We start from the raw sequence: 15,578 nt of genomic DNA, 5'->3' as shown, positions 1-15,578 counted from the left end.
CCAGCGATTTTCAAGTCTGTCGTTGTTGTCTGGTTCTTTACCCGCTTTACTTCGGTATTTCTCCCTTCATCATTTTGCCGTCTTGACCATCGCCTAAGTTCGGGGCAAGTCCCCTTTGTTTGTTTTTCAGGAGATTCAAAATGGCAACAGGTACAGTAAAGTGGTTTAACGATTCCAAGGGCTTCGGCTTCATCACCCCATCCAATGGCGGCGATGATCTTTTCGCCCACTTTTCCGCGATCCAGAGTTCGGGTTTCAAGACCCTGACCGAAGGTCAGCAAGTAAGCTTCGACATCACTGCCGGCCCCAAAGGTCAGCAAGCATCGAACATCCGCGCAGCGGAATAAATGGTCGGGCATGCATGGCGCAGCCATGCTGTCAGTCCTGACTATGAGCCCGGCAACTGCCGGGCTTTTTGTTTCTGAATTCCCTGAGAGGATTGGTCATGGCCAAAGAAGAACTGCTGGAAATGAACGGCGTGGTGGACGAGATTCTGCCGGACTCGCGCTTTCGTGTGACATTGGATAACGGGCACAAGCTCATCGCTTACAGCGCAGGCAAGATGCAAAAGAACCATATCCGCATCGTAGCCGGCGACAAGGTTTCGCTGGAGCTTTCACCCTACGATCTGAGCAAGGGACGCATCACGTTCCGTCACATCGAGGGTCGCGGCCCTGTTGTTCCTCAGCAAAAGCGCAGGTATTGATCGAGCCCTACCAGTTTTGCGCTACGGGATTTTTGCAGTTCACCTGGAATAACTGGCGGTCTTCCAATCGGATGGCCGTCATCGGCCCTCCCCACAAACATCCGGTATCGAGGGCGATGACATTGGGCGTGACCTTCAGCCCCAGCGCCGACCAATGGCCGAAAATGACGGTGGCTTTGCGGCTCTTGCGCTCCGGCACCTCGAACCAGGGCACGTAGCCTTCCGGTATCTTTTCGACTTCCCCCTTGAATTTGAATTCCATTTCGCCTTGCAGGGTGCATATGCGCAAGCGGGTGAAAGCATTGGTGATGACGCGCAAGCGTTTGTAGCCGTCCAGTTCGTCGTTCCAATTGTGCGGCGCGTTGCCGTACATGCGGGCAAAGAAGGTGGCGTAGTCATCACCGCGCAACGCTTGCTCCACTTCACTTGCCAATCCGACCGCTTGTTTGACGCTCCATTGCGGCAGCAACCCAGCGTGCACTAGGACATAATCTCCTTCCGTATGCAACAAGCGCTGCTGACGCAACCAGGTCAGCAGTTCATCCCGGTCGGGGGCGCCCAGCACTTCGTCCAGCGTGTCGGTGCGATGAAGTTCCGCTGCGCCTTCGGCAACGGCCAGCAAGTGCAGGTCGTGATTACCAAGAACGGTGACGGCATTGTCGCCCAGCGATTTGACCAAGCGCAGCACACGCAAGGAATCCGGCCCGCGATTGACCAGATCGCCCACCAGCCAGAGTTTGTCCTGCGCGGGGTCGAAACGTATCTGCTCCAGCAATTGCTGGAGTTCGGTGTAACAGCCCTGAATGTCGCCTAATGCATAGATCGCCATTAATGAACCTCTGTTAAAATAAGGACACTTCCAAAAATCCAAATTTCGTCGCAATACTGCGTTACTCACAAAAAATTACTCCTTACATATCATGCATATGCTGCGTCGCAATTTTTTGTTCGCGTCTTGTCTTGCTTAGAACTTTGAATTTTTTAAAGTGCCCATGAGCCCTGAGGTCGGTAGATTTTTATTTTATATGCCATTTTTTGCATTATCACACCTTCTCTTCCGCATGTACTTCAGCGCTACGAAATCTCGCGTATTCGCCTAACAGGGCGCATTGTATTGGAGCGCCGATTTGCCAACCATAAATCCGGCCCCGTCAGGTAAACTGACCGTTGCCAACCTGATCGACGAATCGTCTGCAAGCACGCCCTGCGGACAACAATAGAAATATATACAGACATGTTTACAATTATCCGATGACCAGCACCCAACTCTACTTGCGCCTGATGACCTATGTTCGCCCCTATTGGCGCGTATTTGGCATTTCGATATTGGGCATGATGGTCTCCGCCGCGACCGAACCCTTGTTGCCCGCCCTGCTCAAGCCTTTTCTTGACGGCACATTTGTACAGAAGGACGATCTGGTGATGCGCTGGGCGCCGATCCTGATCCTGGTGATCTTCTTCGTGCGCGGCCTTGCAGGCTTCTTCGGCTCCTATGCGATTCACTGGATCGGAAACAAGTTGGTCATGGATCTTCGGGCGGAGATGTTCGGCAAGCTGCTCGCATTGCCCACCCGCTTTTATGACGACCACGCCACCGGAACGCTGATCTCCAAGCTGACCTTCGATGTAACTCAAGTCACGGCTGCCGCTACCAGCGTCGTTACGATCACCGTGCGCGATACCATCATCATCGTCGGCCTGCTCGGCTGGCTGTTCTATCTGGACTGGAAATTGACGTTGCTGTCGCTGGTGGTCGCCCCCCTCGTTGCCTGGGTGATCAGCACGATCAACCGTCGTTTGCGGTCGTCGAGTCGCGATTCGCAACGCGCGATGGGCAACATCACCCAGGTGATAGAGGAGAGCGTGACTGCGCACAAGGTGGTCAAGCTGTTCGGCGGTCAACGCTATGAATCGGAACGCTTTGCCACGGAAATAAACGGGGTGCGGCGACACATGATGAAGCAGGCTGCCGCCGCGCTGGCAAACGTACCCATCGTGCAGATGATCGCGGCAATTGCGCTCGCAATCATCGTTTATCTGGCCACCATGCAAGCCAGGAGCGATGTGACGACAGTGGGCAGCTTTCTCTCCTTTGTTACTGCCATGCTGATGCTGACTGCCCCCCTCAAGCGGCTCACCAGCGTGAGTGAATTCACGCAACGCGGACTGGCCGCTGCGGAAAGCATTTTCGAGTTGCTCGACAGCCCGAGCGAAGTGGATGATGGCAAGGCCCACATCGGACGCGCGAGCGGCCATCTTGTGTTAGATCATCTTGATTTCTCCTACCATGCAGATGGCCGCCTGGCGTTGCACGACATCTGCCTCGATGTTCCTGCAGGACAGTCTGTGGCGCTGGTCGGCGCATCCGGCAGCGGCAAGAGTACGCTGGCAAATCTGGTGCCGCGTTTTTACACCCCGACGGGTGGCCGTATCCTGCTGGATGGGCATGACATCCACGATCTTTCGCTGACCGGCTTGCGCTCCAACATCGCTCTGGTGAGCCAGGAGGTGGTGCTGTTCAACGATACCGTCGCCGCCAATATCGGCTACGGGCAGATGCGCGAAGTGCCGGAGGCAGAGATCGTCGCAGCAGCAACCGCGGCACATGCCATGGAATTCATTCGCGAGATGCCGCAAGGTTTGGAAACGCTGGTGGGGGAAAAGGGCGTACGCCTCTCCGGTGGACAACGCCAGCGAATCGCAATTGCTCGAGCCATCCTCAAAAATGCACCGATACTGATTCTGGACGAAGCCACTTCGGCATTGGACAGCGAATCCGAACGCTATGTGCAGGCCGCACTGGAAACCCTGATGCAGGGGCGTACCACGCTGGTCATTGCTCACCGCCTTTCCACCATCGAAAAAGCAGATCGCATCGTTGTGCTGCAAAAGGGCCGCATCGTCGAAGTCGGTACGCACGCCGAACTGCTGGCCAAGAGCGGTGTATATGCGCAACTGCATCGCATTCAATTCGGATTGGCCGATGAAATAACCCCTTAGCCGGACTTATAAACCACAGTCACAAGATCCTGTTTTCACGTTGATGAAACCGATTCCAATCAAACTGCCGGCCTCCGGCTGCATGGCTGATCGCTGATTCATGTTATTCAATTCCTACGGCTTCATTTTCCTGTTCCTGCCCATCGTATTGCTGGGCTTTTATCAATTGGCACGCATTCACCATGCTTATGCCGCCGCGTGGCTGGCCATATCGTCGCTGTTCTTTTACGGCTACTGGAATCCGGCCTATATTGGCCTGCTGCTTGGCTCTATCGTGTGCAATTACGCTTTTGGAATGTGGATCGCAAAGGCCGGTGTGCAACAAGCTGCTGCGCGCAAGAAACAGGTATTGGTATTCGCCCTTGTTGCCAATTTGTTGTTGCTGGGCTATTTCAAGTACACCAACTTCTTTCTTTCCAGCATAAATAGCCTGAGCGGATCAAGCCTTACACTGGGCGACATCATCCTGCCGCTCGGGATCTCGTTCTTCACTTTCACCCAGATCGCCTTCCTGGTGGACACTTATCAGGGCAAGGTGAAGGAATACAACTTCGTGCATTACGTGTTGTTTGTAACCTACTTCCCTCACCTGATCGCAGGGCCGGTGCTGCATCACAAGGACATGATGCCGCAGTTCGCCCACAACGCGACCTACCGCATCAATTGGGACCATGTCGCCACCGGGCTGTTGCTGTTCACGCTGGGCCTGTGCAAAAAGGTGCTGTGGGCCGACGCGATCGCACCGTTCGCCACGGCCATCTTCGACGGCGCCCAGCACGGCATGGCAACCGGCACGTTGCCCACGATCTACGAGGCGTGGTCGGGGGCACTGGCTTATACGCTGCAGATCTATTTCGATTTTTCCGGCTATACCGACATGGCGTTGGGCATCGCCTTGATGTTCAATATCCGTCTTCCCATTAACTTCAATTCGCCGTACAAAGCCACCAGCATCATCGAGTTCTGGCGGCGCTGGCACATCACGCTCTCCACCTTTCTGCGCGATTACCTTTATATCCCCCTGGGAGGCAATCGTCACGGCAAGCTGCGCCGCTATGCCAATCTGATGGCGACCATGCTATTGGGCGGACTGTGGCACGGTGCCGGATGGACTTTCGTGATCTGGGGCGCGCTGCACGGCGCCTATCTCGTCATCAACAATCTGTGGCGCGACCTCGTGGCCGAGAGATACCTGCGCTGGATCCCGGATTGGCTGGGGGCGATTACAGGCGGCATGCTCACTTTCATCGCGGTCGTGGCCGCATGGGTGGTGTTTCGCGCGGGCAACATGGCGCAGGCACTGGTCATTCTGAAAGCAATGTTCGGAATCGCCGCCCGCCCCATCTCCTTCGATGCTGTGCGGCACGGTAACCTGCTGTTGCTGACCAGTATGTCCGGGCGCGATCTGTTGCGCTTGCTTGTTCCAGGATTGATTTGGGTTTGGTTGTTGCCGAATTCGACTCGAATTCGTTTTCTCAAGGGTGGCGCATTGGCCGTAGCCTTGCAGGCTGCCGTCGTGCTTGCCATGTTGTATATGGCAATAGATCAGTTCGGCAGTTACAGCCCCTTCCTTTACTTCCAGTTCTGACATGAAAACAGCCAAGTATTTTTCCATCATCGTATTCGTCGCCGTATTGGGTTACGGCGCGGTGGCATTTTACTTTTTGCCTTTGGCGACTTTTCAGGGTGAACTGACTCGCATGGGACTCCTGCCCGAATCTCTATTTGGCTGGACTAAACCGCAGCCTCTGCTCGACGTGAAATGGATGCAACAGGCCTCGATGAAAGAGGCCGACGTGCTGGTCATCGGCGATAGCTTTTCCGATAGCCGCGTCTGGCAATCTGTATTGACGCAACACGGCTTGAAAGTACGCACCGAATCCTGGGACAGCATGCGCGGGGTATGTACGGACTTCATACCCTGGTTGCGCACACAAGGCTTTGCAGGAAAGTATGTGGTATTTGAATCCATCGAACGCAATCTGGTAGACGACCTGGGCAAATCTGTTGCCTGCCAGCAGATGCAATATCATCCGAACCCAAGTACAGATGCGCCGCGCTTTCCACCCGTCGTTTCGTTCGACGTAAAGCAGGGCAACTATGCCGGTAAACTCTCGACCGGCATCAAGACGCAGTTGAATGTCCTGAAGTATGAACGATTGAGCCTCTCTCCCGACTTCAAGAGCTTGCTGTTGCCCAACGATGTGAAGATGGCCCGCGTACCCAACGGTTGCAAATTATTCAGTCATGCGCGCTGCAACGATGCGTTGTTTCTGAGTTATGACAAGCCGGAAGAAATAGATGCAGGCGCGCTTGAAAACATCGAAAAACTCAACACGCGTCTGGTCGGAATTACGCCGATCTGGGTGTTCGTGCCGAACAAGTCGACGGCCTACCTTTATCCGGACAAGCAGTTCTGGAACGAAGCTGAACTTCGTTTTCATGCACCCAACCTGCTGCGCATGACACAGCTAGCCATCCAGGCGAAGACCGTCGATCTTTATCTCGGTAACAACACGCATTTCTCCACCACAGGATACCTTCTGATGGGGGAAGAGATTTTCAAGGCTATGCAGCTGCACTAGCATTAACTGCTAGTTCCCTTCATTCCACTTCGCACGCCCCGGGAGTGCATCCCATGCTTCGATATCCTGCAGCGGATAATTACTTTTTAGCGTGTAGCGTAATCGTCTAATTTTGCCCAACAAGGATCCCCGAACAAAATTATGCGGATTCCCCGGCGAGTTACCGCCATCGGGCTTTCGAAGTGAAGGCAAATAAAGACGGTGGAACTCGAGATGAGTGACGCCCCACTTCATGACAAATACCCGGCCGCCCAGATTGTGTTTGATGCGCCCGGTACTTTTGCAGCCAAAATGGTAAAAGCGACTACCGCCGACGATACGGAAGTTGCGACATCCTGCCACCCAGAATTTCATCATCAGGTCGTCGTCGCTGCTCATGCCCGGGCTGAATTCAATGCTGTAGCCGCCGACCATCGCCCACCACTTTTTGTGTACCAGAGTGGGCTGGGATGCCCCCCCCTCCTTGTCACCACGGCCATCATCCAGATAGGACTTCAGAAATTTCGCCTCATCGAAATCAGCGGGCGAGCCGCCGAAGTCCTGTTTGATGATGACATCATTACCGCCGTTTTCCGGTTGGATCAAAGTTCCAAAAAACATAGCGAGGTCTGTATTTACCGATTCGGTCGCGGCTATGAAGGCCGTATCCCAACCCGGTGCGGCCACCATGTCGTCATTCATGTAGAGCAGCCATTCATGTTTGGCCTGAGCCATCAGATGGTTCACCGACAAACAGATCCCGACGTTCTTGTCGGTCTGCGTATACTTTATTCCCTGAGATTTCACCCACTCCAGCGAACCATCCGAACCATCGTTCAGATGAACCAATATCTCATGCTCGAATCTGGAATGTTTTCTGATGCTCTCAACACACAGCTTCAAATAAGCGAGGTTGTTCCAACTGGGGATGACAATGCTAAACATGGTGTATGTCCTTGTTCGAACCAGCTCTCGACGAGCCAATTTTGTGATGAATGTTGTAACAAAACGCCAGCAACACGGCGACCGTAAAACTGTAGAAGGCAATTGCCATGGTCAGGTTCAGGATTTCGACCGTCAAACCGGAAACGAAGAATCCGCTTACAAAAACAATCCCGAGAACGCCGCCACGCTTAACTTGTGCTGATACTGACCGGGTAGCTTTCCAAAAAAGCCAAATTGGCACGAGATAGACTGCAATTATCGCAGCCAAACCGAAAAGTCCCATTCCGACGGCTTTATTCAAGATATCGTTATGTACTTCGCCGCGTCCAAGCTGGGCGGCTACCGGCGTGATCTTGCCCTCCTCCATCATCGGTGTCATCTCTTGCGCAAATCCATCCGGCCCCACACCAAAAACTGGGTGGCGCGAAAATATTTCCACCGCTGCCTTATATAACTGCCAACGTATACCTGTGGAAGTATCCTGGTTGCCGTGACTGAGTGCTGCCACCTCACTTGTTAACTCGTTAACGCGTTGGTGGAAGGTCGAGTTGAGGGAATAAAATAATAGCGTGCTCAATGTTCCTATGGTTGCGATAGATATGATTAGCTTTAGAGATTTTGCAGTATAAAAATATATAAAGATTGCTACAAATATCGGTATTGCCAGCCAGCCTCCCCGCGAACCCGAGGCGAATGACGCAGCGACGCCTGCAATGAAACCCGATATTTTGATTATTTTTAACGCGAGTCCATCGCGCCCCATCCAATTGATGCCAAGAAGGGACAGCATCGCCAGAATTAATTCAAAATCACCAAAATGAATCAAATCCAATGTCTCTATTCCAGATCGAATTTCCGGGCCCTCGCTCAATTTTTTCGCCAGCACGAAACCCAGAATTGCTGCGGCGGGAAATGCGACTTGCAGCATTTCAAAAATTTTCAAGTTTAGTCGCCGCAACAGCAGGAATACCGGGATTGCCAGCCAGTAGCGCGATGCTCCATCATATGAGTGTGCTGAATAGTTGTGGTGGTAGCTTTGACTGATGAGTATCGCAGCTGACATAGCCACCATTGATATGCCATAAATGGTCCATTCGCTTCTCCATACCGTTTTATCCATGCCGGCGGGACGTGTTATTCGCACAGCCAAGGCGAGCAGCAACATAAGCAGGAACGCGCCGTTCATTCCTCCCTTTACGGCAAGCATGAGGGTTGGATACGCCAGCAGCAGCAAACTCGCCACCTTTTCGACTAGCAACAGATAGCGTGAATGATCTGTTTCCCTCATGCTGCACCCTTATAAATCATCATATGAAGTGACTGATGATTCCAGTATTGCCTGTGCAGGCTCGACCAGAAATGCATCGGCGGCTCAGAAAACATTTGGGTTTTGCATTTATTTGTCTGCCACATTTTTCTCAGAATCCACCAGGAATCCCGCCAATGACTTATCAACCAAGGCCAAGCCCAACTCGCCCAGCGCTGCAATCACCTTTTCAACCGGCAAGCCCTGCAAACAGGCGCTCAGGCTGGTGATCCGCCGATCACAGCCTTCTTCCATGCAAGGCACGCAATCACCTTCGCCTTGCAGCAGGACCACGTTGCTCACGTGTTGGGTACCGCGCATCTGGTAAGGGTTGATGTCCTTGTTGTACCCCTTGGGCCATGGCCCCCATTTCACCGGATTGGACGGCCCAAATAATGCAACCGTTGGTGTACCCAGTGCCGCAGCGACATGGGTGAGGGCCGTATCCGGCCCAACATAACATTTGGCGCGGCTGATAAGAAAGGCGCTTTCTGCCAGACTAAGTTTGCCGGCCATATTCACTGTGCTTGCCGGCATGGAACGGAAGATCTGCCCGACATATTCCATCTCATCCGAAGCGCCGCTTCCAGTGAGTACGGCGCGAATGCCGTTTGCTTCAAACCGACGTGCCAGTTGGATCCAGCCGTCGCGATGCCACATCTTGTAGGAAAATTTCGGGGACATATGCAACACTGCGTAAGGTTGCAGCCCAATATCAAATGGCAGCAACTCTCTTACAGATTTTTCGTCGCTGGTGTCCCATGCAACGACTACTTCGTGGCTGCGCTTGATGCCAAGCAAGTCAACCAGCCCGAGATTCGTCAGCACCGTATGGGTATTTACTCGATCAAAGAATGCCCAATGCGTGAGCAGGTGTTGCTTCCAGTGTTCCTTGCTGCTGCCATCCTGCATTCCAATCCTGATCTTCCCGGCGATCCAGGTGTAGAGAGTCGGGCGATCGCCCAGCTGAGTTGTCAATGCAAGATCATAGCGACGCAGCAGACCTAAGATCAGGCTCAAATGTTCCCGGAACCCGGGACGCGCCGGAACGGTAATCACGCGCCGGATGTCCGGATTGCGCAGCAATACACCTTCCGTGTTTTCAAATACCAGTACGTCGATTTCAGCGTCGGGCCATGCCTGTCGCATCGATCTTATGACGGGGGTGGAAAGCAGTACATCCCCTATGCGTAAGGGAATAACGACCAGAATTTTGCGCGGTACCTTCATGCTCTTGCCGGATTTTTCGTATTGCTTGAGAGTTTCCATCTACACAATGATGCGGAATGTTAGCGGTACAGAAATTGAAGTGCGAACTCAATGAGCGACCGCCGGGAATGTTAACATGTAACACTTTAGACGCGTGCTGCAGTTCCTTGGGATATCGTCCTGAATACGCAGCCAGGTTGGCAGCTTCAATGTCGTTAATTTACTAATCAAAGGAATCGCTGCATGTTTTCCATCATCATCCCGACCTGGAACAACCTTGCGTTACTGCAGCTGTGCATACGCAGTATCCGGCAGAACTCCGCCTATCCTCACCAAATCATCGTGCATGTGAATGACGGTAGCGATGGCTCGCTGGAATGGGTACGCCAGCAAGGCATTGCATACACGGCGTCACCCCAAAACGTCGGCATTTGTCTGGCGGTAAATGAGGCAGCCATGCATGCCACTCAGGACTACATCCTTTATCTTAACGACGATATGTATTGCTGCCCCGGCTGGGATACCGCCCTGGTCGACAAACTCAAACAGCTGGATACCGACCTGTTCATGCTTTCCGGTACCATGATCGAGCCGCGCGACACCAACAACCCCTGCGTAATTGTGCGCGACTACGGCAGCGATGCCGACAATTTCGACGAGGCGCGATTGCTTGCGGAATTGCCGCAGCAAAGCAAGCAAGACTGGTATGGAGCAACCTGGCCGCCAACATTGGTGAGCAAGCGCTGGTGGTTCAAGGTGGGCGGCTACAGCAGCGAGTTCTCGCCCGGCATGAGCAGCGACAACGATTTTTCGATGAAGCTTTGGCACGCGGGGTGTCGCATCTTCCTTGGCGTAGGCGACTCTTTGGTTTATCACTTCCAGTGCAAATCGACCGGCAAGGTGAAAAAGAATGATGGCGGAAAGCAATTCCTGCACAAGTGGGGAATGCGCCAATCGGTGTTTGATCGTTATTATTTGCGGCGCGGATTTACTGCACAGGGGCTGTTGCTGGAAGAACCGGAAGACTCGCGCGAGTTGCACTGGCAATTGTTGCGCAGCCGGTTGAAGCGTGCGCTGGGCTAAGGAAGCGCTGATTTATTCCGTTCGCCCTGAGCCTGTCGAAGGGCTTGTTGGTTAACTCCTTGATTGATTTATTCCTCCATTCATGATTCGACAAGCTCACCACGAACGGAGGAATAAATCAGCGCCTCCCAATATTTCAGAATTCGTCACAGCGGCAAAAGCTGGTGACCAGCCTGATGATAAAACCGGATTCCGGCTTTCGCCGGAATGACAAATTATTGGAGGTTCCCATATACATTCAACGCTTCCAGCTTGCGGTACTTGAGAAAAGTCGTGCGGGCATTCATGCGGGCAATGTTCCACCCTGCACCACCATCCAGCAAGCCCAGTCGCACGATATAAGTTCTCACAAAGGCCCAGCCCGCACTCAGCATCGCCCTCAACCAGCTGGAGCGCTTGCCGGACTGAAACATCTGTTGAGCCGCAGCCGAGGAATAATGCTCGACCTTGCGCTCCACATCGTTAAGCGTGAGATAGCTGTAGTGCAGCAGAGGATTCTTGAGCTTGCTTGTATTGCCTGTCAGCAAAACACTTTCGTGTACCAGGCTGTCCGAAAATCGGCCTGCGCCTCGCTTGAACAGACGCAAGACATAATCCGGATACCAGCCGGAATGATGCACAAACTGGCCGCAGAACTGCGACAGGCGCGGGCAATAGTAACCGTCTGCCGATGCCTTGTGCATCGCCTGTTCAAGCTCGGCGCGCAATTCGGGTGTCACCCGCTCGTCCGCATCAATGGAAAATACCCAGTCTTTGCCGGCATAGCCCAGTGCCCGGTTCTTTTGCGGCCCGAAGCCCGGCCAGTCCGGATGCACATATACCTGTGCGCCCATTTCGCGGGCGATAGAGGCAGTGTCATCCGTGCTGCCGGAATCAACCACGATGATCTCGTCAGCCCAGGACACCGACTGTAAACAATCTCGGATGTTGGCAGCTTCGTTTTTAGTAATGAGTATGACGGACAGCGAGGGCATGCTCAGTGCGCGTTCGGTGTTGGTACGTACTCCGGCACCCAGTGCTGCAGGCGTTCCCGTACCGCTTCGTCACTGTTTGCGGTATCGATTTGCACCCAATCCAGCATCGCCTGCAGTTCGTCAGCGGCAACCTGGCGCGCCTGGGCGATACGCAACTTGGGGTGCGGGGTAGGCAAGGTATGTTCGCTATCTGCCAGTACTTCTTCGTACAGCTTCTCACCCGGGCGCAGGCCCGTATACTCGATCCTGATGTCCTCTTCGCCCAAGCCCGAAAGACGGATCAGCTCTTTTGCCAGATCGACTATCTTCACCGGCTCACCCATGTCGAGCACGAATATTTCGCCGCCCTTGCCCATGTAACCCGCCTGCATCACCAATTGCGCGGCTTCTGGAATGGACATGAAGAAGCGGGTGATCTCCGGATGGGTCACGGTGATCGGCCCGCCTTTGGCGATCTGTTCGCGGAATTTTGGAATCACGCTGCCGTTGCTACCGAGTACATTGCCGAAGCGCACGATGACAAAACGCGTACCTTCCGACCGCTGCAGCCCTTGGCACACGATCTCCGCCATGCGCTTGGTGGTGCCCATCACGTTGGTCGGGTTGACCGCCTTGTCGGTGGAGATCAGCACGAATTTTTCCACGCCATGCCTCTGTGCGCAGCTTGCCGCACGCCAGGTACCGAACACATTGTTGCGTACCGCCTGCCAGGCATTGTGGCGTTCCATCAATGGTACATGCTTGTAGGCTGCAGCATGGAACACCGCATTGGGCTTGTATTCCCCGAATACCTGGTCCAGCCGAACATCGTCGCGCACATCGCCCGCCAGATAGGCGATATCAAGTTGCGGGAATGCTTTATTCAATTCCTGCTCCATGTTGTACAGTGCCAACTCGCCGGCCTCATACAACACCAGTTTTCTGGGTGCAAAGCGTGCAATTTGACGACACAGCTCGGAACCGATGGAACCCCCCGCGCCGGTAACCAGCACGACTTTATCCGTAAGTTGCTCATGCAGCCCAGCGCCATCCAGCTGCACCGGATCGCGCCCGAGCAGGTCGTCCAGCTCTACAGCCCGCAGTTGCGACACGGATACGCGGCCGCTCAGCAGGTCGTCGAATGCCGGAACTGTCAATGCCTTGATGCCATTGCTGTTTGCCAGATCGATTGCATGCTTGCGCTGCTGGTGCGTGGATGACGGCATGGCGATGATGGCCTGGGTAACGCCGAACCGCTGCGCCCAATAGGGCAGACTTTCCAGTTTGCCCAGCACCTTGATGCCGTTGAGGATACGGCCTTGCTTATCCGCATCGTCATCAAGAAACCCGACCTGATGCCATTCGCGGCTCCTGGCCAGATCCTTTGACAAGCCTATGCCAGCCTCCCCGGCACCCATTACCAGTACCGGCTCACCCTGAAGTTTGATGTCGCCGAACAACCCTTGTTCTTTCCACAAACGGTAGAGCAGACGACCGCCGCCCATTGCCAGCAAAAGAATGATGGGATCGATGATCAGTACCGAACGCGGAACGACGGCATGAATACGGAACATCCAGAGTCCCAGAGGAATTAACATAGCGGCCAGCAGCACGGCCATAAAAATGCGTCGCAGATCTACCAGACTGGCGTAGCGCCAAATACCGCGGTACAGGCCCATGTACCAGAATATCAGTGATTGCAACGGCGCGACCCAAAGCAAGGTACGCCACATTTCGCTTTGAAAATTCTGCGGCAGGTCAAAATTAAAACGCAGCAAATATGCACCAGCCCATGCTATTGCTGCTACAAATATATCGTGCAACACAGCCATCGCGGTATAGCGATTGACTTTAAGCATGTTGCGCCCGCTTGAATTTTCTCCATGCGGCATCAATCACCAACATCAACACGGCATATATCCCGCCCCAAGCCAGAATTACCGTCCACGGAAAAGCTTGCTGTATAACCGATACAGCCGTTACACCGGTTCCCAGCATCAGTCCATATTCGGCCAGTGCCACTTTGCTATGGCTCCAGCCCATTTGAACGAGGCGTTGGTAATAGTGTTCGCGATGCGCTTCGGTGACCTTCACACCACGCAGGGTACGCTTTACCAGTGTGACGCTTGCATCCACAATGAACGGAGAAAATACCATGATCGGAAACCATGCCGCCCAGTAGCCTTGCTGCCACCCCCAGAGCCCCATGCTTGCAGCAAGAAAGCCCAAGGGAATGGAACCGGCATCACCCAGGAAAATTTTGGCGGGATGGAAATTGTTATAGAGAAAACCCAATGCTGCCGCGCCGATGGTGAAGTTCAGCATCGCCTGCGTGTCGTCGTGCGAGATCAACGCGGCAACGCCGTATATGCTGAAGCCGATCAGTGCCATGCCCCCCGCCAGTCCGTCGGAACCGTCCATGAAATTGTAGAGGTTCGTCATCCACACTGTGAGCAGCAGCACAATCAGGGCAATCAGCATCCCTTGTTGGGTGAGCAAGCCAGCACCGACAACCAGGATCGCCGCCGCCGCCAGATGTGCCATTAAACGCTTCCTGACCGGCAGATTGTGCATGTCGTCCAGCAGGGAGACGATGAATAGCCCGATCAGCGGCAGCACTATCCACCATTTCAGCGACGTCAACATCAACATCCAGCCGGTCAATAAGCCGGCCATCATCGCAACTCCGCCAATGCGCGGAACCGGAGTTTCATGCAAAGAGCGTTCGTTGGGAATATCTTGTATCTCTTTACCGAATTTGCTGATCAGGATAATGATGGTCAGCAACATGGTGACCAAAGCTGCGACGACGGGAGAGTAATGACTCATAGATGGGTATTTCGATACCACTCCGCGGTAGCTTGCAGCCCCTGCTGCAAGCTGTAGGGCGGAATCCAGTTAAGTTCGCGGCGGATTTTACCACTATCGACCTGCAGCGAACCCAGCAAACGCTCGATCTGACTGGATTTTCCGGTCAAGCGACCTGCCAGTTTCAGCAGCGGGAGCGGACAAGAAAACACTCGTGCCGCGTGCCCCATAGCCTCTCCCAATCGGTGCAGCAAATCTGGTGTTGAGATATCTTCGCCATCGCTTACCAGATAGGTGTTCCCGGCAGCGGTTGGATGCGTCGCGCATACGACCAGCGCATCCACCAGGTTGCCTACATAAACAAGATCGCGCTTGTTTCTGACCGAGGCCAGCGGTAGCGGCAGCCCGCTTGCAACTACCCGCATCATTTGTGCAAAATTACCCTTTACCCCTGCGCCGTAAACCAGCGGTGGCCGTACGATCACAATCTCCAGGCCAGTTTCTTGCGCCACGCGTTGCAGAACTTGTTCCGCTTCCCACTTGGAAATGCCATATGGATCCTGCGGCGCAGGAATATCATTCTCCGAGTAAATACGTCCATCGGACGTTTCCTCGCCGTTCACCTTGATCGAACTGACATACACCAGCCGCCTAACCCCGTTTGCTGCCGCGCTACGGGCCAGATGTTCCGTCCCTGTGGTATTGGTACGGCGAAATTCCGCTAACGGATCGTCCGAATTGTCGTGCATGACATGCACTCGCGCAGCCAGGTGAATCACTGCGTCAATGCCGCTGAGCGCCTCCGCCCATCTCGTTTCGCCATCAATTTCGCCTACCACGGACACAGCGGAATTTTCTGCCGATGTTCCAGCATTACGCACTGCCGCCCGGACCATGTATCCTCGTGCGAGCAGCTCGGCACTAAGGGGACGACCAACAAAGCCACTGGCGCCGGTAATGAGCAAATTGCATTTATCGTGTTTGAAACCGATTTCTTTCATTCC

The 15,578-nt window shown here is 53.9% G+C and carries 14 protein-coding genes; 6 read left to right on the top strand and 8 right to left on the bottom strand.

Annotation, left to right across the window (positions count from 1 at the left end):
• Nucleotides 1-140: 140 nt before the first annotated feature.
• Both QOY30_RS00450 and infA read left to right on the top strand, forming a co-directional pair.
• Complete coding sequence (locus QOY30_RS00450; RefSeq protein WP_013030990.1) at nt 141-347, top strand: cold-shock protein; 207 nt, start codon at nt 141-143, stop codon at nt 345-347.
• A gap of 98 nt (nt 348-445) precedes the next feature.
• Nucleotides 446-706 carry a translation initiation factor IF-1 gene (gene infA / locus QOY30_RS00445; protein ID WP_283742677.1) on the top strand — a complete coding sequence of 87 codons (261 nt, stop codon included), beginning with the start codon at nt 446-448 and terminating at the stop codon, nt 704-706.
• A 7-nt stretch (nt 707-713) separates the two neighbouring features.
• Here the strand turns inward: infA and QOY30_RS00440 are convergent, their stop codons facing one another.
• Complete coding sequence (locus QOY30_RS00440) at nt 714-1,535, bottom strand: symmetrical bis(5'-nucleosyl)-tetraphosphatase (RefSeq protein WP_283742676.1); 822 nt, start codon at nt 1,533-1,535, stop codon at nt 714-716.
• A gap of 422 nt (nt 1,536-1,957) precedes the next feature.
• On the opposite strand from QOY30_RS00440, the gene msbA reads away from it, so the two are divergent.
• The 3 genes from msbA to QOY30_RS00425 all read left to right on the top strand — a co-directional run bounded on the left by msbA (nt 1,958) and on the right by QOY30_RS00425 (nt 6,291).
• The gene (gene msbA, locus QOY30_RS00435; protein ID WP_283742675.1) at nt 1,958-3,706 is read left to right on the top strand and encodes a lipid A export permease/ATP-binding protein MsbA; all 1,749 of its coding nucleotides are present in this window, start codon (nt 1,958-1,960) and stop codon (nt 3,704-3,706) included.
• Nucleotides 3,707-3,806: 100 nt separating this feature from the next.
• Complete coding sequence (locus QOY30_RS00430) at nt 3,807-5,294, top strand: MBOAT family O-acyltransferase (protein ID WP_283742674.1); 1,488 nt, start codon at nt 3,807-3,809, stop codon at nt 5,292-5,294.
• 1 nt (nt 5,295) lies between these two features.
• On the top strand, nt 5,296-6,291 hold the full coding sequence (locus tag QOY30_RS00425; RefSeq protein ID WP_283742673.1) for an alginate O-acetyltransferase AlgX-related protein: 996 nt from the start codon (nt 5,296-5,298) through the stop codon (nt 6,289-6,291).
• Between the two features lie 9 nt (nt 6,292-6,300).
• On the opposite strand, the gene QOY30_RS00420 is transcribed toward QOY30_RS00425, so the two are convergent.
• From QOY30_RS00420 to QOY30_RS00410, 3 genes are all read right to left on the bottom strand, one after another.
• Entirely contained in the window at nt 6,301-7,215 is a 915-nt protein-coding gene (locus QOY30_RS00420; protein ID WP_283742672.1) for a glycosyltransferase family 2 protein, read from the bottom strand.
• The gene (locus QOY30_RS00415; RefSeq protein WP_283742671.1) at nt 7,208-8,503 is read right to left on the bottom strand and encodes an O-antigen ligase family protein; all 1,296 of its coding nucleotides are present in this window, start codon (nt 8,501-8,503) and stop codon (nt 7,208-7,210) included. Before QOY30_RS00415 ends, QOY30_RS00420 begins: the two co-directional genes overlap by 8 nt.
• A gap of 108 nt (nt 8,504-8,611) precedes the next feature.
• Complete coding sequence (locus QOY30_RS00410) at nt 8,612-9,790, bottom strand: glycosyltransferase family 9 protein (RefSeq protein WP_283742670.1); 1,179 nt, start codon at nt 9,788-9,790, stop codon at nt 8,612-8,614.
• Nucleotides 9,791-9,973: 183 nt separating this feature from the next.
• Between QOY30_RS00410 and QOY30_RS00405 the strand changes: the two genes are divergently transcribed.
• Nucleotides 9,974-10,813, top strand: coding sequence for a glycosyltransferase family 2 protein (locus QOY30_RS00405; RefSeq protein ID WP_283742669.1), 840 nt, complete (start codon nt 9,974-9,976; stop codon nt 10,811-10,813).
• A 215-nt stretch (nt 10,814-11,028) separates the two neighbouring features.
• Here QOY30_RS00405 and QOY30_RS00400 read toward each other — a convergent pair whose 3' ends face one another.
• Genes QOY30_RS00400 through QOY30_RS00385 form a run of 4 tightly spaced genes read right to left on the bottom strand, consistent with a single transcriptional unit; the run spans nt 11,029 to nt 15,575 of the window.
• Entirely contained in the window at nt 11,029-11,787 is a 759-nt protein-coding gene (locus tag QOY30_RS00400) for a glycosyltransferase family 2 protein (RefSeq protein WP_283742668.1), read from the bottom strand.
• A 2-nt stretch (nt 11,788-11,789) separates the two neighbouring features.
• The gene (locus QOY30_RS00395) at nt 11,790-13,625 is read right to left on the bottom strand and encodes a polysaccharide biosynthesis protein (RefSeq protein ID WP_283742667.1); all 1,836 of its coding nucleotides are present in this window, start codon (nt 13,623-13,625) and stop codon (nt 11,790-11,792) included.
• The gene (locus QOY30_RS00390; RefSeq protein ID WP_283742666.1) at nt 13,618-14,595 is read right to left on the bottom strand and encodes an MraY family glycosyltransferase; all 978 of its coding nucleotides are present in this window, start codon (nt 14,593-14,595) and stop codon (nt 13,618-13,620) included. The genes QOY30_RS00395 and QOY30_RS00390 overlap by 8 nt, the downstream gene beginning before the upstream one ends.
• Nucleotides 14,592-15,575, bottom strand: a complete 984-nt coding sequence (locus QOY30_RS00385) for a UDP-glucose 4-epimerase family protein (protein WP_283742665.1) — start codon at nt 15,573-15,575, stop codon at nt 14,592-14,594. Before QOY30_RS00385 ends, QOY30_RS00390 begins: the two co-directional genes overlap by 4 nt.
• Nucleotides 15,576-15,578 lie beyond the last annotated feature (3 nt).

It is taken from the genome of Sideroxydans sp. CL21 (assembly GCF_902459525.1).
GTDB lineage: Bacteria > Pseudomonadota > Gammaproteobacteria > Burkholderiales > Gallionellaceae > Sideroxyarcus.
Note: the sequence above shows the minus strand (reverse complement) of the source record. Positions and strands in the feature narration are given on the sequence as shown.